The organism is Bradyrhizobium sp. SZCCHNR1051 (assembly GCF_032489615.1).
GTDB lineage: Bacteria > Pseudomonadota > Alphaproteobacteria > Rhizobiales > Xanthobacteraceae > Bradyrhizobium.
The window spans coordinates 205,150-222,914 of sequence record NZ_JAUEYJ010000006.1 but is presented as its reverse complement, the minus strand read 5'-3'; the positions used below and the strand labels follow the sequence as shown (position 1 = coordinate 222,914).

At 65.0% G+C, this 17,765-nt stretch carries 16 protein-coding genes and 1 tRNA gene; 13 read left to right on the top strand and 4 right to left on the bottom strand.

Annotated elements, in window-relative coordinates; all coding sequences use genetic code 11:
- Positions 1-113 precede the first annotated feature (113 nt).
- The 3 genes from QW868_RS09510 to QW868_RS09500 all read left to right on the top strand — a co-directional run bounded on the left by QW868_RS09510 (position 114) and on the right by QW868_RS09500 (position 2,989).
- Positions 114-1,085, top strand: coding sequence for a TRAP transporter substrate-binding protein (locus QW868_RS09510; RefSeq protein WP_316161346.1), 972 nt, complete (start codon positions 114-116; stop codon positions 1,083-1,085).
- A 75-nt stretch (positions 1,086-1,160) separates the two neighbouring features.
- Entirely contained in the window at positions 1,161-1,706 is a 546-nt protein-coding gene (locus QW868_RS09505; RefSeq protein ID WP_315741255.1) for a TRAP transporter small permease, read from the top strand.
- Complete coding sequence (locus QW868_RS09500; protein ID WP_316230410.1) at positions 1,697-2,989, top strand: TRAP transporter large permease; 1,293 nt, start codon at positions 1,697-1,699, stop codon at positions 2,987-2,989. The genes QW868_RS09505 and QW868_RS09500 overlap by 10 nt, the downstream gene beginning before the upstream one ends.
- A gap of 697 nt (positions 2,990-3,686) precedes the next feature.
- Here QW868_RS09500 and QW868_RS09495 read toward each other — a convergent pair.
- Together QW868_RS09495 and QW868_RS09490 are read right to left on the bottom strand one after the other, a co-directional pair.
- Positions 3,687-4,322 carry a hypothetical protein gene (locus QW868_RS09495; RefSeq protein ID WP_316161350.1) on the bottom strand — a complete coding sequence of 212 codons (636 nt, stop codon included), beginning with the start codon at positions 4,320-4,322 and terminating at the stop codon, positions 3,687-3,689.
- Between the two features lie 1,166 nt (positions 4,323-5,488).
- Positions 5,489-5,575: transfer RNA gene (locus QW868_RS09490), tRNA-Leu, on the bottom strand.
- A gap of 222 nt (positions 5,576-5,797) precedes the next feature.
- Between QW868_RS09490 and QW868_RS09485 the strand changes: the two genes are divergently transcribed.
- Positions 5,798-6,766 (top strand): complex I NDUFA9 subunit family protein, encoded by a 969-nt coding sequence (locus QW868_RS09485; protein WP_316163672.1) that lies wholly within the window; start codon positions 5,798-5,800, stop codon positions 6,764-6,766.
- Positions 6,767-6,890: 124 nt separating this feature from the next.
- Here QW868_RS09485 and QW868_RS09480 read toward each other — a convergent pair whose 3' ends face one another.
- Positions 6,891-7,697, bottom strand: coding sequence for an undecaprenyl-diphosphate phosphatase (locus QW868_RS09480; protein ID WP_315740364.1), 807 nt, complete (start codon positions 7,695-7,697; stop codon positions 6,891-6,893).
- A 357-nt stretch (positions 7,698-8,054) separates the two neighbouring features.
- On the opposite strand from QW868_RS09480, the gene QW868_RS09475 reads away from it, so the two are divergent.
- Together QW868_RS09475 and queG are read left to right on the top strand one after the other, a co-directional pair.
- Positions 8,055-8,747: a glutathione S-transferase family protein gene (locus tag QW868_RS09475; RefSeq protein ID WP_315758183.1), complete on the top strand. Its 693-nt coding sequence runs from the start codon at positions 8,055-8,057 to the stop codon at positions 8,745-8,747.
- Positions 8,696-9,880 carry a tRNA epoxyqueuosine(34) reductase QueG gene (gene queG, locus QW868_RS09470; RefSeq protein ID WP_316230449.1) on the top strand — a complete coding sequence of 395 codons (1,185 nt, stop codon included), beginning with the start codon at positions 8,696-8,698 and terminating at the stop codon, positions 9,878-9,880. The genes QW868_RS09475 and queG overlap by 52 nt, the downstream gene beginning before the upstream one ends.
- 11 nt (positions 9,881-9,891) lie before the next feature.
- On the opposite strand, the gene QW868_RS09465 is transcribed toward queG, so the two are convergent.
- Positions 9,892-10,677, bottom strand: a complete 786-nt coding sequence (locus QW868_RS09465) for an alpha/beta hydrolase (RefSeq protein ID WP_315798607.1) — start codon at positions 10,675-10,677, stop codon at positions 9,892-9,894.
- Positions 10,678-11,004: 327 nt separating this feature from the next.
- Here QW868_RS09465 and infC point away from each other — a divergent pair, with 327 nt between their 5' ends.
- The 7 genes from infC to QW868_RS09430 all read left to right on the top strand — a co-directional run bounded on the left by infC (position 11,005) and on the right by QW868_RS09430 (position 17,732).
- Positions 11,005-11,544 carry a translation initiation factor IF-3 gene (infC, locus tag QW868_RS09460; protein ID WP_315740503.1) on the top strand — a complete coding sequence of 180 codons (540 nt, stop codon included), beginning with the start codon at positions 11,005-11,007 and terminating at the stop codon, positions 11,542-11,544.
- A 466-nt stretch (positions 11,545-12,010) separates the two neighbouring features.
- On the top strand, positions 12,011-12,211 hold the full coding sequence (rpmI, locus tag QW868_RS09455; protein ID WP_008539890.1) for a 50S ribosomal protein L35: 201 nt from the start codon (positions 12,011-12,013) through the stop codon (positions 12,209-12,211).
- Positions 12,212-12,288: 77 nt separating this feature from the next.
- Entirely contained in the window at positions 12,289-12,648 is a 360-nt protein-coding gene (rplT, locus tag QW868_RS09450) for a 50S ribosomal protein L20 (protein WP_012040570.1), read from the top strand.
- 167 nt (positions 12,649-12,815) lie between these two features.
- Positions 12,816-13,898 carry a phenylalanine--tRNA ligase subunit alpha gene (gene pheS / locus QW868_RS09445; RefSeq protein WP_315798606.1) on the top strand — a complete coding sequence of 361 codons (1,083 nt, stop codon included), beginning with the start codon at positions 12,816-12,818 and terminating at the stop codon, positions 13,896-13,898.
- Between the two features lie 155 nt (positions 13,899-14,053).
- Entirely contained in the window at positions 14,054-14,554 is a 501-nt protein-coding gene (locus QW868_RS09440; protein ID WP_315740368.1) for an endonuclease domain-containing protein, read from the top strand.
- Entirely contained in the window at positions 14,551-16,959 is a 2,409-nt protein-coding gene (gene pheT, locus QW868_RS09435) for a phenylalanine--tRNA ligase subunit beta (RefSeq protein ID WP_316230409.1), read from the top strand. Before QW868_RS09440 ends, pheT begins: the two co-directional genes overlap by 4 nt.
- Entirely contained in the window at positions 16,956-17,732 is a 777-nt protein-coding gene (locus tag QW868_RS09430; RefSeq protein ID WP_316230408.1) for a sulfite exporter TauE/SafE family protein, read from the top strand. The genes pheT and QW868_RS09430 overlap by 4 nt, the downstream gene beginning before the upstream one ends.
- Positions 17,733-17,765 lie beyond the last annotated feature (33 nt).

Genomic DNA, 17,765 nt, shown 5'->3' with positions numbered 1-17,765 from the left:
TGGCCGTACGCGTGATATTGTCGCATGACTTCGCATCTGGAGTGCAGCGACCCAAGGCGGCCTGCAGCATCTGCCCAACAACAACGACATAATCAATTGAGGAGGAAGCCAAGATGAAGGCACTTACAGGTATCATTGCGGCCGCTGTGCTGGCGGTCTCGTCGCCTTTGGCGACCGCGCGCGATTTCCGCTCCGCCGACGTGCACCCCGCCGATTATCCGACCGTCGAAGCCGTCAAGTTCATGGGCAAGCAGCTCGCAGCCGCGAGCGGCGGCAAGCTTGGCGTGAAGGTGTTTCCGAACGGCGCCCTCGGCTCCGAGAAGGACACGATCGAGCAGCTCAAGATCGGCGCGCTCGACATGATGCGGATCAACTCCTCGCCGCTCAACAATTTCGTGCCGGAGACCGTCGCGCTCTGCCTGCCCTTCGTGTTCCGCGACACGCAGCACATGCGCAACGTCCTGGACGGGCCGATCGGCGATGAGATCCTGGCCGCCATGGAGCCCGCCGGCCTGGTCGGCCTGGCCTATTACGACAGCGGCGCGCGCTCGATCTACACGGTCAAGGCGCCGGTGAAGTCGCTCGCCGATCTCAAGGGCCTGAAGATTCGCGTCCAGCAGTCCGACCTCTGGGTCGGCATGATCCAGAGCCTCGGCGCCAACCCGACCCCGATGCCCTATGGCGAGGTCTACACCGCGCTCAAGACCGGCCTCGTCGACGCTGCCGAGAACAACTGGCCGTCCTACGAGTCCTCGCGTCACTTCGAGGCCGCCAAGTTCTACAACGTCACCGAGCACTCGCTGGCGCCCGAAGTCCTCGTGATGTCCAAGAAGGTCTGGGACACGCTGAGCAAGGAGGATCAGGCGATGATCCGCAAGGCGGCCAAGGACTCCGTGCCGGTCATGCGCAAGCTCTGGGACGAGCGCGAGCAGACCTCCCGCAAGGCCGTCGAGGCCGCTGGCGTCCAGGTCGTGACAATCGCCAACAAGCAGGAATTCGTCGACGCGATGAAGCCGGTGTACCAGAAGTTCGCCGGCGACGAGAAGCTCTCGAGCCTCGTCAAGCGCATCCAGGACACCAAGTAAGAACCACATAAAAATAGGGACCGGGTCCGGCGTCGCCGTGCGGCGGCACCGGACTCAGGCCACGGAGGGCCGGGAATGACAGATCCTCATGTTGGAGACCACGAGCAGCAGGAGGGACGTCCGTCGACCGGCCTGCTCTCGCGGATCAACGCCGTCATCGCGCGCGTCGGCATGTATCTGTCCGTCGCCGGCCTGCTCGTCATCGTCACCATCGTGTTCTACCAGGTGTTCGGACGCTACGTTCTCAACTCCAGCCCGACCTGGACCGAGAATCTGGCGCTGGTCCTGATCCTCTATGTCACGCTGATCGGCGCCGCCGTCGGCGTTCGCGACGCCGGCCATATCGGCATGGACAGCCTCCTCGTGATGCTGCCGGATCATATGCGGGAAAAGATCGAGCTCGTCATCCACGTGCTGGTCGCGATGTTCGGCGTCGCGATGGCCTACAACGGCTGGATCCTCGGCGCCTCCGTGGGCACCGTGAAGATCGCCAATCTCGGCCTGCCCGAAGTCGTCCGCTACGTGCCGCTGATCGCTTCGGGAATCCTGATCGTCATGTTTTCCATCGAGCACATCATGGCTCTGTTGCGCGGCGAAGAGGTCGTCCCGTCATGGAACTGATCATTCTCGGCGTCACCTTCTTCGGCTTCCTGGTCCTCGGCGTTCCCGTTGCGTTTGCGATCGGCCTCTCGGCGATCTGCACCATACTCTATGAAGGCCTGCCGGTCGCCGTCATCTTCCAGCAGATGATGTCGGGGATGAACATCTTCTCGTTCCTCGCCATCCCGTTCTTCGTCTTCAGCGGCGAGCTGATGCTGCATGGCGGCGTCGCCGATAAGATCGTGCAGCTCGCCAAGAATCTCGTCGGTCACATCCGCGGCGGGCTAGGCATGTCGAACGTCGTCGCCTGCACGCTGTTCGGCGGCGTCTCCGGCTCGCCCGTGGCCGACGTGTCGGCGATGGGCGCGGTGATGATCCCGATGATGAAGAAGGAAGGGTTCGACACCGACTACGCCGTCAACGTCACCACCCACGCCTCACTGGTCGGCGCCTTGATGCCGACCAGTCACAACATGATCATCTATGCGCTCGCCGCCGGCGGCAAGGTGTCGATCGGCGCGCTGATCGCCGCCGGTCTTCTTCCGGCGCTCGTGCTGATGGTCTGCATGCTGGTCGCGGCCTACGCGGTCGCCGTGAAGCGCGGCTATCCCGCCGGCAAGTTTCCCGGCTGGTCCGAAGTGTTCCGCTCGTTCGCGGCGGCGCTGCCCGGCCTCTTGATCGTCGGCATCATCCTAGCGGGCATCCTGTCCGGCGTCTTCACCGCCACCGAGTCCGCGGCCGTCGCCGTCACCTACACGATCCTGCTGACGTTCTTCATCTACCGCACCATGACCCTGCAGAACTTCCTGCGGGCCGCCGCCAAGGCGGTCAAGACGACCGGCGTGGTGCTGCTCCTGATCGGCGTCTCCACCATGTTCCAGTATCTGATGGGACTGTACGAAGTCGCCGATTTCGCCGGCGATCTGATGAGCAAGGTGTCGACGCAGCCCTGGATGATCTTCCTGCTCATCAACGTCATCCTGTTCCTGCTCGGCACGTTCATGGACATGGCGGCCACCATCCTGATCTGCACCCCGATCTTCCTGCCGATCGCGATGAAGGCGGGCATGGATCCGGTGCAGTTCGGCATGTTGATGCTGATCAACTGCGCGCTGGGCCTCAACACCCCGCCGGTCGGCACCACGCAGTTCGTCGGCTGCGCCATCGGTGGCATCTCGGTCGGCGCCGTCATGCGCACCATCCTGCCGTTCTACGCCGCCCTGATCGCCGCCCTGATGTTCGTGACCTACGTCCCCGCCTTCTCGCTGTGGCTGCCGCGGTTGTTGATGGGGTACAAGGGATAGCTGGACTGGGCGGTCGCCGGCCTCGGCCGCGAGCCTCGGCCGGCGAACCGCCGCCTGCGATCGTTGGCGTGACAGCCACATGCTCCGCTGTCGTCCCGGACAAGCCTGCCGACGCAACGCGTCGGCGGGCGCAGATCCGGGACCCATAACCACCGAACGGAGTGGGGTACGCGGAACGTGCCGACTGCCCATTTCAGACATCACGCGGTATGGGTCCCCGCGTTCGCGGGGACGACACCGGTTATGAGTGGAAGGGTCGCGTAAGAAATTCACTACGGGATTAAGTCGATCAAGGGCGCCGGCTTCTTGCTCCAGACATTTCGTCACCTTTAGCCTATGGCTGCTCTGGAAGGTCGACCCGGCAAACACCGACTCATCATCATAGATATTCGTGCCTTTGCTGGATCAAATTCGCGATATCTAGAGCATCACCACCAGCCTATGGTGTGGCCGACGCTGGCGGCGCCAGTGATAGCAGTGATCAGGGTGGCAACGGCCACAACAACCTTATTGAAGCTGTCGAACCTGTCGCGCGAGCTCATTTCCGATCTCTCCCGTATTGGGGCCAGTAGCGCTAACCGATGCAGGCGAGCGTCAACCGCTACGGTCGGCGCTGCAACGCACCAGTAATGTGCTGATCATCATGCGGAAGTTCGGGCCTAACGTCGGGCAGGTAAGAGTAGAAAGGGCCAGAAACCTAGTTTTTGCCTTTTATGGCTGCCCACAACTTGCGGGCACGCGGCCGCACGGTACTTTCATTGGCATTGTGGCCCTTGGCCGTGAGCCACGTAAGCATGGCCTGTTCGATGTCAGCTTGCTTCTCTGGTTTCAGGTCGCCCTCGTATAGCTGTCGGCATATCTCGACCCATAGGTCATCCCACCACTCAGCCGGTGGACGACCGCCAGCTACGAGCGGAACAACTTCAGGCTTCACGGCTTCCACCGGCAAAATCTTCTCGATCGCGGCACGATCAAACTTCACGCCGTACGCAAAGATCTGAATCTTGCTATCCAGCCAAGTGGAAAAGTCGCCGGAATCCCATTGTTGTTTTAGCGCGATCTCTCCGTGAGCCCACCAAAACGCACGGGGAATGTCCCTATCCTCGAACTGCTTCTCATTTATTTGAAGGCGTTCAGCACGAGCACGGATAAGTCCATGGTTAGCTCGCTCACAGATCCGCCGCGTTGCGATCGAAAGTTGGAGGCTCTTTAACATCTGCAAGGCGCGACTTGCGCTGATCCATTCAATTTCATCGCTCTTTGGATTCTTATGTAATTCGTCCCACTCGTCGCTGAATCTCTTTAGATTGCCGTATCCGTACGCTGATGCCATTGTTATCGCTCCCTGTGCGGCAGCAAAGCCTGGACCGTCACCTGCACCAGATGTGATCTACTTCAGAACTCCAACAACATTTCAATGATATCTGCGCAGCATGATCCCCGCCAGGTGCGGCGATTGATAAACACTTCGGCTACGGCTTCATCCCGCCAGGATTGTTGTGCAATCAACCCAGATTTCTGTCACGGCAGCCCCCCCGAGGGACCGACGTTTGACGGCTGCGATAATGGTTTCGAGGACTACCTGTTTGAGGCAGCCCGTCGAGTTATTATGTCGCATGCTGAAACGTTGCGCCGTCGGGCAAATCACCTGCACATTTCCGCGCGTCCCTGCTGCCGCATGAGGGGCGTTTCGCGACCGTCACGGATCGTTGGCAGTGGGATGCGATGGGCGTGTGTCGACGCAGCGTGAATTAGTTCGCGCGGACGAACGGCGATGCACGCACGGTCAAGTCGCGCGGTCCTGATATCCCGACGCTGATATCAACTCATGACGAAGCTTTCGCTTCGGGTTGAGGATGGTGGCCAACAAGCCCGGCGCACCAGGGAGAACGCGAAGCAGCCGTTAAAACCAATCGCGCAGGGAGGGCCGGATGATCCGGCGCGTACCTGTGGTTCCTGCCGCCAGCATTTTCCTTCGCTGGCGGGCCATGGGTGCGGTCGGCACCCGGCTCTCCCTGCGCCCTCATGATATCGAGGGCGAGACGATCGGCATGGCTCGGGCGCAAAGCGCGCCGCGAGGCTGATAGGTCTTGCCCTAAACGAGAAGGACCACGGCGGTCATGGTGATCACTCAACACGAAGGCGGTGCCCACCCTCCCCTGGAGGGGGAGGGTCGCCTCACGGAGAGCGAAGCGAAACGTGAGGCGGGGTGGGGTGATCTCTCCTCTGGCGCTGGCGTGCGTGGAGAGATCACCCCACCCCGCTCGCCCGCTTCGCGTGCGATCGACCCTCCCCCTCCAGGGGAGGGTGGAGACTCGCAGCCGGCAGCAGCGGCTACATCGCGGGCGTTGAAAGGAGGATTATCGGCTGGCTCGGGGACGAGCGTGTCGCTGATGTCCCGAAGACATCAGCTAAATCGATGCCACCCAATCAGATCCGGAGGCGCATCAGCGCCGTCGTCTGTCACAGAGTTCTGTGCGGGGGAGGTCACCACCAAAATGGTGCCCAGGAAAGGACTCGAACCTTCACGGCCGTTAAGCCACTGGCACCTGAAGCCAGCGCGTCTACCAATTCCGCCACCTGGGCATGGGGGCGCTGTGTACGGATCGAACGGGCGCTTGTCAAACCGCTGAACGCCCAAGATGACAATTTTTCTGAAGCCATGCGCAAAAACACGGCTCCCTTTTCCGCGGTGCGGACGATGGGCTATACAGCGGCCCAGGATGGCGGGCCGCGGGGTGCGAATCGCCGCTGACAGCTATCTCGTCCGGGGCGGACCGACCGCCCGGCAATCCCAGGACTCATTCCATGGCATCGAATCTGGACACATTGGTTACCGTCTTCGGCGGCTCCGGCTTCGTCGGGCGCAACGTGGTCCGGGCGCTGGCCAAACGCGACTACCGCATCCGTGTCGCGGTGCGCCGGCCGGAGCTCGCCGGCCACCTGCAGCCGCTTGGCCGGGTCGGCCAGATCCACGCCGTACAGGCCAATCTGCGCTATCCCGACTCGGTCGCGGCAGCGCTGCGTGACAGCCATGTCGCGATCAACCTCGTCGGCGTCCTGACCGAGAGCGGCGCGCAGACCTTCGAGGCCGTGCAGGCCGAGGGTGCCGCCACCGTCGCCAAGGCGGCGGCCGCCGCTGGCGCCCGCATGGTGCACGTCTCAGCGATCGGCGCCGACGCAGAGTCGACCTCGAGCTATGCCCGCGCCAAGGCGGCCGGCGAGACCGCCGTGCTGGCCGCGGTGCCCGAGGCCGTGATCATGCGCCCCTCGGTCGTGTTCGGCCCCGAGGACCAGTTCACCAACCGCTTTGCGGCGCTCGCGCGGGTCTCGCCGTTCCTGCCGCTGATCGGCGGCGGCGAGACGAAGATGCAGCCGGTCTATGTCGGCGACGTCGCCACCGCGGTGGCCGATGCGGTCGACGGCAAGGCGCAGCCGGGCGCGACCTACGAGCTCGGCGGGCCCGAGGTGCTGAGCTTCCGGGAAATCCTGAAAATCATCCTCGACATCACCGATCGCGACCGCGCGCTGCTGCCGCTGCCGTTCGGGCTCGCCAAACTGCAGGCCGCAATCCTGCAGTTCGCGCCGGGGCCGCTGAAGCTGACGCCGGACCAGGTCGAGCTCTTGCGCCACGACAACGTGGTGTCGGAGGCGGCAAAGGCGGCCGGGCTGACCTTGCAGGGCCTCGGCATCACGCCTGACTCGCTCGAGGCGGTCGCCCCGCAATATCTCTGGCGCTTCCGTCCGTCCGGGCAGTTCCAGCGCAAGAACGCGTGAGGGGCCACCGGCCTCTCCACGTCATTGCGAGGAGCGAAGCGACGAAGCAATCCAGAGTCTCGCCCACCAAACTGGATTGCTTCGCTTACGCTCGCAATGACGGTGGATGGAGCTGGGGCTCAGCTCACTTCCCCAGCGCCAGCGCGATCAGGCCGAGGGTGCCGACGATGACGCGCCACCAGGCGAACAGCACGAAGCCGTGGCGGGTGACGTAACCGAGGAAGGCCTTCACCACGATCATGGCGGTGATGAAGGAGACGACGAAGCCGATCGCGATGAGGCCGAGGTGATCGGACGTCATCTCGGCGCGGCTCTTGTAGAAGTCGTAGACGAAGGCGCCGACCATGGTCGGGATCGCCAGGAAGAAGGAGAACTCCGCGGCCGAGCGCTTGTCGCCGCCGAGCAGCATCGCCGCCACGATGGTGGCGCCGGAGCGCGACACGCCGGGGATCATGGCCAAGCACTGCGCGACGCCGATCCACAGATACATCATGAGCGGATAGCGCGTGGCGTCGTGCTCCCGCGGCTTGAGATCGATCTGATCGACCCACAGCAGGATGGCGCCGCCGACGATCAGCGAGAAGCACACGACCCAGGGATCGAACAGGAGCGCCTTGATGTACTTGCCGGCGATGAGGCCGATGATGACGGCGGGCAGGAACGCGATCAGCACGCCGATGATGAAGCGGCGGTCGTCAGCGTTCGACATCGCGCCGATGGCGACGCGCGACAGCTTGAAGAAGTATAGCGCGACGATGGCGAGGATGGCGCCAAGCTGGATCAGGATCGCAAAACTCTTCCAGAACCCCTCGTCGCCGAGCCCGAAGAAGCGCTCCGCCAGCAACAGATGGCCGGTCGAGGATACGGGAAGAAACTCGGTGACGCCCTCGATTATGCCGAGAAGCACCGCCCGCAGCGTATCTGACATCATTGATCGGATCCTGGATTGCCGGCAAAACGCGGCCCTTCTCGCCTATTCGGCTCCCGCCCGCAATTGCAAAAAGCGCTCGAACCGGCCACATCCGATGAATGAACCGGCGTGTGATCGGCCATGCGAATCAGAACGAGGCAATGCCGGACAGCGGATCGGGCGCGCTGATCGCTGTTCCCGAAAGCGCCGTTTCCCGCATGACCGCCCGTCGCCCTACTGCTTACACTTTCGCCGACCATGCGCTAATGGTCCGATTCGCGAGCGCACCCGCGCGCCGGTATCGGGACGAGGCGTCGGTGCGAACCGATGGTTGATTGTTCGTTAAGCGCCGTAGCCGCGGAATCGTCGAAAGGCTCCATGTACACGCTCTACCACCATCCCTTCTGCCCGCATTCACGCTTCGTCCGGCTGGTGCTCGGCGAATACGGGCTCGATCTGCGCCTGGTGGAGGAACGCGCCTGGGAGCGCCGCGAGGCGTTCCTCGTGCTCAATCCCGCGGCCACCACGCCGGTGCTGTCGGTCGAAGGCCTGCCGCCGGTGCCCGGTGTCGGCGTGATCGCCGAGTTCATCGACGAGACCTGCGGGCCCGAGATGGGCGATCGCCGGCTGATGCCGGCGTCGGCGGCCGAGCGCGTCGAGGTGCGCCGGCTGATGGACTGGTTCAACACCAAGTTCTTCGAGGAGGCCTCGAACCTGCTGGTCACCGAGCGCATCTACAAGCGCTTCATGAGCGAGGAGGATGGCGGCGGGCCGCCGTCGACCGACGTGATTCGCGCCGCCAAGACCAATGTGCGCTATCATCTCGCCTATATCGGCTGGCTGGCGCAGCGGCGCAATTTCCTGGCCGGCGACCGGCTGACCTATGCCGACCTGGCCGCCGCCGCGCATCTGTCGGCGATCGACTATCTGGGCGACGTGCCATGGATCGAGGACGACGCAGCGAAGGCGTGGTACGCGCGGGTGAAGTCGCGGCCGTCGTTCCGGCCGCTGCTCTCCGACTGGCTGGCGGGCGTCCCGGCGTCGCGGACCTATGTGGACCTGGACTTCTGAGCGCCGATAGGCCCACGCCGGAGACGTTGAAGGCGGCGCTGACCGTCGAGGCGCAACGGCTGGGCTTCGATGCCATCGGCATCACCGCCCCGGTCGTGAGCGCCGAGCGGGCCGCCGCGTTCGAACGCTTTCTCGCCGCCGGCCAGCACGGCGACATGGACTGGCTGGCGCGCGAGCCGTCCCGCCGCACCGATCCCACCACGCTGTGGCGCGAGGTCCGCAGCATCATCATGCTCGGCGTCAATTACGGCCCCGACGAGGATCCGCGCGCGGTCCTATCCCAGCGCAGCAACGCTGCGATTTCGGTCTATGCCCGCGGCGACGACTATCACGACGTCATCAAGAAGAACCTCAAGACGCTCGCCCGCTGGCTGGTCGCACAGGCCGGTTGTGATGTGAAGGTGTTCGTCGACACCGCAGCCGTCATGGAGAAGCCGCTGGCCGAAGCGGCCGGGCTCGGCTGGCAGGGCAAGCACACCAACCTGGTGTCGCGCGGTTTCGGCTCCTGGCTGTTCCTCGGCGCCATCTACACCACGCTGGACCTGCCCGCCGATGCGCCGGAGCGCGATCATTGCGGCTCGTGCCGGGCCTGCCTCGACAGCTGCCCGACCGCGGCGTTCCCGGCCCCCTACAGTCTCGATGCGCGGCGCTGCATCTCGTATCTCACCATCGAGAACAAGGGGCCGATCCCGCGCGAGTTCCGCAGGGCGCTGGGCAACCGCATCTACGGCTGCGACGACTGCCTCGCCGCCTGCCCGTGGAACAAGTTCGCGCAAGCGGGGCGCGAGGCGAAGCTGGCAGCCCGCGAATCGCTGCGGTCCCCCGATCTCGCCGAGCTGGCTGCGCTCGACGACGCCGCGTTTCGCGCACTGTTCACGAAATCGCCGATCAAGCGCGTCGGCCGCGACCGCTTCCTGCGCAACGTGCTGATCGCGATCGGCAACTCCGGCGATGCGGCGCTGACGCCGTCAGCCGAGCGGCTGGCGACCGATCCGAGTCCGCTGGTGCGCGGTGCCGCCGCCTGGGCGCTCGCTTGGCTGCTCGACGAGGCTGCTTACGCGCGGCGTGCGGAGGCGGCGCTGACGTCGGAGACCGACGAGAGCGTCCGCGCGGAATGGCAAGCCCGATGCTGAAGCGGGCCGCCTCAGCCCATCTCGCCGACGGCGGCCAGCATGCGCGCGATGTCCTGCGGACGCGACAGCCGGTGGTCGCCGTCCTGGATCATGGTCAGCACCACGTCTTCGGCCGGCAGTCGGTGGGTCAGTGCGAACGCGTGCTGCCAGGGGACGTCCGGGTCCTGCGCGCCCTGCAGGATGCGCACCGGGCAGCCGACCTTGATGGCACCGCCGAGCAGGAGATGATTGCGCCCGTCCTCGATCAGCGCCCTGGTGATGGGATAGGGCTCGCCATACTCCGACGGACGCATCCAGACGCCCTTGGTCTCGATCTCGGTCCGGACCGCCGACGGGAAGCCCTTCCACATCAGCTCCTCGGTGAAATCGGGCGCCGGGGCGATCAGGACCAGGCCAGCCAGCGTCGCCTCCGCCGGGTCCTTGAGCAGCTCGCGCGCCAGCAGCAGCGCCATCCAGCCGCCCATCGAGGAACCGATCACGACCTGCGGTCCGCGGCAGATTTGCCGGAACACCGCGACGCTCTCCTCGAGCCAGCGGCCGATGGTGCCGTCGACGAAGCGGCCGCCGGATTCACCATGACCGGAATAGTCGAAACGGACGCAGGCGCGGCCGCGCTCGGCGGCCCAGGCGTCGAGCGCCAGCGCCTTGGTGCCTTTCATGTCGGAATTGAAGCCACCGAGCCAGAACAGCCCGGGCGGGCGGCCTGGCCGCGCCCGCACCGCGATCCGGCGCGACGATTCGCCTGCGCCGACGGTGACGAAGACGGGCGTATCGGCATTTTCTGCAGCAGGGTTCATGGATCGTTACTCGATTTCGGGGGCTGTGTGGGCGAACCAGCCGGTCGCGTCAATCCGCTCGACCGGGCGCTGCCGCTTGCGAAAGGGCCCCGCGCACTCTATGTCCGCCAGCGGAGACACGAGGCCTCGAAAGTGCGGTTTTGATCGCCATTCTTGGCCATGCGGTCTCTTTGGGGGAATGCACGGCCGCGCCGAAGTCCTGCGCGTGCGACGCAAGAGCCATGACGGCCGGATGTTAATTCGACGCACGGGACGCCAGCTGTCTTGCCCGCGAGGGCATCTTCCTTCAAAATAGTCGCCTTCTTCCACAACCTTGGAGAACTACCCATTCGCCGCCCCAATCGAGCCCCGCCCGCTGCCGTCAAAGACGGGCCGCGCACAAATGATGAGATTCGCAATGCGCAGATCCAGCTGATCGATTCAGAAGGTACCAACCGCGGCACTGTCGAGACCGTGGTTGCGATCAAGATGGCCGCTGATGCCGGCATGGATCTGGTCGAGATTTCGCCGAACAACAATCCTCCCGTCTGTAAGATCATGGACTACGGGAAGTACAAGTATTCGGCGCAGAAGAAGGCCGCCGAGGCCCGCAAGAAGCAGAAGGTCGTCGAGATCAAGGAGATCAAGCTCCGCCCGATGATCGATGATCACGACTACGACGTGAAGATGCGGGCGATGCAGCGCTTCTTCGAAGAGGGCGACAAGGTCAAGATCACACTGCGCTATCGCGGCCGCGAAATGGCGCACCAGGAGATCGGCACCAAGCTGCTCGACAAGGTCAAGTCCGACGTCGCGGCTTTCGCCAAGGTCGAGCAGGACGCGCGGTTCGAGGGACGCCAGGTGGTCATGGTTCTGGCCCCGCGCTAGTCGCCAGCCACCGACGCACCAAACCGAGCCCGCCACACGTCTGGCGGGCTTTTCTCTTGAGGCCCCCGTCAGAACCGCTCTTTGCGGGCGCGGATCAGGACCTGCCACCGCCCGCTGCAGCTGCCGGAGGAGCCTTTGCGGCTCCACCGAACGGAGCCGGCCGGTGCTGGTGGCCGAGGGCCGCCCTGGGATACCTGTACCCGCGGCTCGCATGTCGGCTGACCATGTCGGCTGACCATGGCTCGGACGAGCCGATTCGGCGGTTCAGCGTTGCCAAGAGCCACCGTCTCTGGCATAAGCGCGGCCTTCGTCGCCCGGCTGATCAAGGGCTGCCGTGGCGATGTCCCTGTGCGGGTGGATCCTTGTTTGGACCCAATACCTGAGCACAACCAACGCTCTAACGAGCATTTTCGCCTGATGGCGCCGCTTTAGCGGGCGGCTTGCCGTTGGCATGAAGGAGAGCCAAATGCCCAAGCTGAAGACCAAATCCGGCGCCAAAAAGCGCTTCAAGGTGACTGCCACCGGCAAAGTGATGCACGCCCAGCGCGGCAAGCGCCACGGCATGATCAAGCGGACGAAGAAGCAGATCCGGCAGCTGCGCGGCACCCGCGTGCTGTTCAAGACCGACGGCGACAACGTCAAGAAGTACTTCTTGCCGAACGCCTGACCGGCCTCTCGCTTCCGAAACCCTGGCCGCCTCCAAGCCGCGGCTGATCGTCATCTCTGAATCCAAGGATACCCGGCATGTCTCGCGTCAAACGCGGTGTGACCGCCCACGCCAAGCACAAGAAAGTCTTCAAGGCCGCCAAGGGCTATTACGGCCGCCGCAAGAACACGATCCGCACCGCCAAGCAGGCCGTCGAGAAGGCCGGCCAGTATGCGTTCCGCGATCGCAAGCGCAAGAAGCGCACCTTCCGCGCGCTCTGGATCCAGCGCCTGAACGCCGCGGTGCGCCCGTTCGAGCTGACCTACAGCCGATTTATCGATGGCCTGTCCAAGTCCGGCATCACCGTCGACCGCAAGGTGCTGTCGGATCTCGCGATCAACGAGCCCGCCGCGTTCCAGGCGATCGTTGAGAAGGCCAAGGCGGCGCTCGCCGCCTGATCGCCTCCGCATCGCGAGGATTTCAAAAGCGGCCGATGATCTCGGCCGCTTTTTGCTATCCGGCGCAATACAAGGCTTTGCTCGCCGGCTTTGCTTGCCCGCTTTCACTTGACCCGTGTCGCCCGCGCGGCGACAACCCAGCCGCCTTTTCCGCGGAGAATTTGCCCGTGTCGGACCTCGCCTCGCTCGAAACCTCGATCCTCGACCAGATCGCCACCGCCGGCGACGAAGCCGCGCTGGAAGCCGTGCGCGTCGCCACCCTCGGCAAGAAGGGCTCGATCTCGGCGCTGCTGGCGACGCTCGGCAAGATGTCGCCGGACGAGCGCAAGACTCAAGGCGCGGCAATCAACCTCGCCAAGGACAAGGTCACGCAGGCGCTCGCCGCACGGCGCGAGGTGCTGAAATCGGCCGCGCTGGATGCGCGCCTCGCCGCCGAGACCATCGACGTCACCCTGCCGCTGCAGGACGCGCCGGTCGAGACCGGGCGCATCCATCCGCTCAGCCAGGTGATGGACGAGCTCACCACGATCTTCGCCGACATGGGCTTTGCGATCGCCGAGGGCCCCGACGTCGAGACCGACGACTACAACTTCACCAAGCTGAACTTCCCGGAAGGCCATCCGGCGCGGGAGATGCACGACACGTTCTTCTTCAATCCAAAGCCGGACGGCTCGCGCATGCTGCTGCGGACCCACACCTCGCCGGTGCAGGTGCGGACCATGCTGAGCCAGAAGCCGCCGATCCGCGTCATCTGCCCGGGCCGTACCTACCGCATCGATTCGGATGCGACCCACACGCCGCAATTCCACCAGGTCGAGGGCCTCGTCATCGACAAGGGCTCGCATCTCGGCCACCTCAAATGGATCCTGCACGAGTTCTGCAAGGCGTTCTTCGAGGTCGACCACATCAACATGAAGTTCCGGCCGTCGTTCTTCCCGTTCACCGAGCCGTCGCTCGAGGTCGACATCCAGTGCCGCCGCGACAAGGGCGAGATCCGCTTCGGCGAGGGCGAGGACTGGCTGGAGATTCTCGGCTGCGGCATGGTGCATCCGAACGTGCTGCGCGCCTGCGGCATCGATCCCGACGAGTACCAGGGTTTTGCCTGGGGCATGGGCATCGACCGCATCGCGATGCTGAAATACGGCATGAGTGATTTGCGCCAGCTGTTCGAGGGCGACGTCCGCTGGCTGTCGCACTACGGCTTCAAGCCGCTGGATGTGCCGACGCTCGCGGGGGGGCTGAGCGCGTGAGCGTTGCCGGCCTCGCTGTCTCCGCTCGGGCGGTAGGACTCCCTCTCCCGCTTGCGGGGGAGAGCTGGATCCCCCGCGCGCGCGCTTCGACAACCACCGGTTTCTCCGTTCCCTCCCCCCTTGTGGGGGAGGGTCAGGGAGGGGGGTAGCCCCGGATGCCGCACGCAGTTGTCAGCGAGCGCCATCGCCGCCGGGCGAAGCAACTTCGCCAGGCGATGACGCGCGCCGAGACACTGCTCTGGCGCTACATCAAGGCGAACCGGATCGATGGCGCCAGCTTTCGCCGCCAAGTCCCGTTTCGTAACTACATTGCTGACTTCGTCTGCTTCTCGGCAAAGCTTGTCATCGAACTCGACGGGGAATCGCATGATTTCGCCGAACGGCAGGCAAGAGACGCCCAACGCGACGCATTCTTCGCAGCCGAAGGCTTTGAAGTCCACCGCTTCACCAACGAGCAGGTGACTTCGAACTTGGAAGGCGTCGTTGAAGCCATCCGTCAGGCTCTCGCCGTCCGCGCCCGTGGCTTACCCCCCTCCCCAACCCTCCCCCACAAGGGGGGAGGGAGCGGAGAGAGCTGTGCAAGCGGCCAAGACGGCACATACGAAGCCAACACACACGATACAAACACCAGCAAGATCCGAGGCATGCAGCCATGAAATTCACTTTGTCCTGGCTGAAGGACCATCTCGACACCGACGAGCCGGTCGAGACGCTCGCCGACAAGCTCACCATGATCGGCCTCGAGGTCGAGCATCTCGAGGACAAGGCGAAGCTGCTCGCGCCGTACAGAATCGCGCGCGTCGTTTCCGCCGAGCAGCACCCGAACGCCGACCGCTTACGCGTCTGCATGGTCGACACCGGCGACGGTGGCGCGCCGGTGCAGGTGGTGTGCGGCGCGCCGAACGCGCGCTCGGGCCTGGTGTCGGTGTTCTCGCCGCCCGGCACCTACATCCCCGGCAAGAACATCACGCTCTCGGTCGGCACGATCCGCGGCGTCGAGAGCCGTGGCATGCTGTGCTCCGCGGCCGAGCTGCAGATTTCCGACGATCACGACGGCATCATGGAGCTGCCGGAGGATGCGCCGATCGGCACTCCTTACGCGGAGTGGGCCGGCCTCGGCGATCCCATGTTCGAGATCAACCTGACGCCGAACCGCCAGGACTGCACCGGCGTGCACGGCATCGCCCGCGACCTCGCCGCCGCCGACATGGGCAAGCTGAAGGACCCCGGCATCAAGCCGGCGAAGGGCGAGCTCCCCTGCCCGGTGAAGGTCACGGTCGAGGACGAGAAGCTTTGTCCGGGCTTCGCGCTGCGACTGGTGCGCGGCGTCAAGAACGGCCCGTCGCCGAAGTGGCTGCAGCAGCGCCTCACATCGATCGGCCTGCGCCCGATCAACGCGCTGGTCGACATCACCAACTACATGACCTTCGACCGCGCGCGTCCGCTGCACGTGTTCGACGCCAAGAAGGTGAAGGGCAATCTGGTCGTCCGCCGCGCGCGTGACGGCGAGACCCTGCTCGCGCTCGACGGCCGGACCTACACGCTCGACCATTCGATGTGCGTCATCGCCGACGATTCCGGCGTCGAATCGCTCGCCGGCATCATGGGCGGCGAAACCTCCGGCTGCGACGAAGGCACCACCGACGTGCTGATCGAATCGGCGCTGTGGAACGAGATCAACATCGCCCAGACCGGCCGCAAGCTCGGCATCAATTCCGACGCGCGCTACCGCTTCGAGCGCGGCGTCGATCCGGCCTTCATGGTGCCGGGCCTGGAGATGGCGACCAGGCTCGTGCTCGAGCTTTGCGGCGGCACGCCGTCGGAGACCATCGTCGTCGGCAATCCGTTTGGTGATGACCGTATCATCGATTTCCCACTGACCGAGGTGAAGCGGCTGGCGGGCATCGAGGTGCCGCTGACTGAGATGCGGCGGATCCTGACGCATCTCGGCTTCGTGGTCGCCGGCAACGGCCCGGTCGTGAAGGTCGCGGTGCCCTCCTGGCGCAGCGACGTGCATGGCAAGGCCGACCTCGTCGAGGAGGTCGTGCGCATCGTCGGCGTCGACAAGGTGCCGATGACGCCGTTCGAGCGCGGCGATGCCCCGCGCAAGCCGGTGCTGACGCCGATCCAGCTGCGCACCCGGCGCGCCAAGCGCGCGCTGGCGGCGCGCGGCATGGTCGAGGCCGTGACCTGGTCGTTCATTTCCAAGCCGGCGGCCGAGCTGTTCGGCGGCGGCAAGGCCGAGCTCGCGCTTGCGAACCCGATTGCCGCCGATCTCTCCGACATGCGGCCGAGCCTGCTGCCGGGACTGATCGCAACCGTGCAGGCCAACGCCGATCGTGGCTTCGGCGATGCCGCGATCTTCGAGGTCGGGCAGATCTTCAAGGGCGATGGCCCCGCGGACCAGCTCATGGCAGCGAGCGGCATCCGCCGTGGCGTCGCGTCGGCGAAGGGTCTCGGCCGACATTGGACGGGATCGCAAGCGGCGAGCGCTTACGACGCGAAGGCCGATGCACTCGCCGTGCTGGCGGCCGCCGGCGCGCCGATGGCGTCGCTGCAGATCGTCGCCGGCGGCCCCGCCTGGATGCATCCGGGACGCTCCGGCACGATCCAGATGGGACCGCAGAACGTGCTCGGCCATTTCGGCGAGCTGCATCCGCGCACGCTGGAGGCGCTGAAAGCCGACGGGCCGCTCGTCGCCTTCGAGGTGATCCTGGATCGCATTCCGGCCGCCAAGGCGAAGCCGACGCGCGCCAAGCCGGTGCTGGAGCTGTCCGCATTCCAGCCGGTGTCGCGCGACTTCGCCTTCATCGTCGACCGCAAGGTCAAGGCCGGCGATATCGTGCGCGCCGCGCAGGGCGTCGACAAGAAGCTGATCACCGATGTCGCCGTGTTCGACGTCTACGAGGGCAAGGGCATCGAGGACGGCAAGAAGTCGGTGGCGATCGCCGTCACCCTGCAGCCGCGCGAGAGGACGATGACGGACGAGGAGATCGACGCCGTCGCGGCAAAGATCACGGCCGACGTTGGCAAGAAGACCGGCGGCACGTTGCGCGGATGAGCCTGTCCGGGCTCATCCCTGCCGATCTCAGCCTGTTCGCGGCGGTCGCGCTGGCGATCGTCGCTTTCATCGCCGCAACCGCGCGCGGCTTCTCCGGCTTCGGCGCGGCGCTGATCTTCATGCCGCTCGCGAGCAGCTTTGCGACGCCCCGTCTGGTCGCGCCGCTGCTGCTGGTGATCGACTTCGTATCGATGGCCCCAATGGTGGCGCCGGCCTGGCGCGAGGCCGACCGCAAGGCCACCGCCGTGATCGTCGCGGGTGCGTTGGTCGGCGTGCCCGTGGGCACCTATTTCCTCAGCCGGCTGGACCCTGTCACCGTACGCTGGATCATCACCGGTTTCGTGATCGCGCTGCTTGCGCTGCTGCTGTCCGGCTGGCGCTATCGCGGCAGGGAGTACACCGCGCTGTCGGTCGCTGTCGGCTATATCTCCGGATTCTGCAGCGGACTGGCGCAGACCGGGGGCCCGCCGATCGTCGGCTACTGGCTGGGACGCCCGATCCCGCCAAAGATCGCGCGAGCGAATATCGTGCTGTTCTTCGGCGCATCGGACTTCTTCGCCATGGTGAGCTACGCAATGAGCGGGCTGATCACCTGGGATTCGCTGAAGCTTTCGCTGCTGATCGGTCCGGTCTACGCGCTTGGTGTCGCGTTCGGCGCGTCGCTGTTCGGCCGTGCCAGCGAGCAGTTGTTTCGCGCCATCTGCTATGCGCTGATCGCAATCGCCGTGATCGCCGGCCTGCCGGCCCTCGACGGCGTGCTCGGGCGGGGTTAGCCTTCCTGCAACGAAGCAGACAGGGAGGCCACC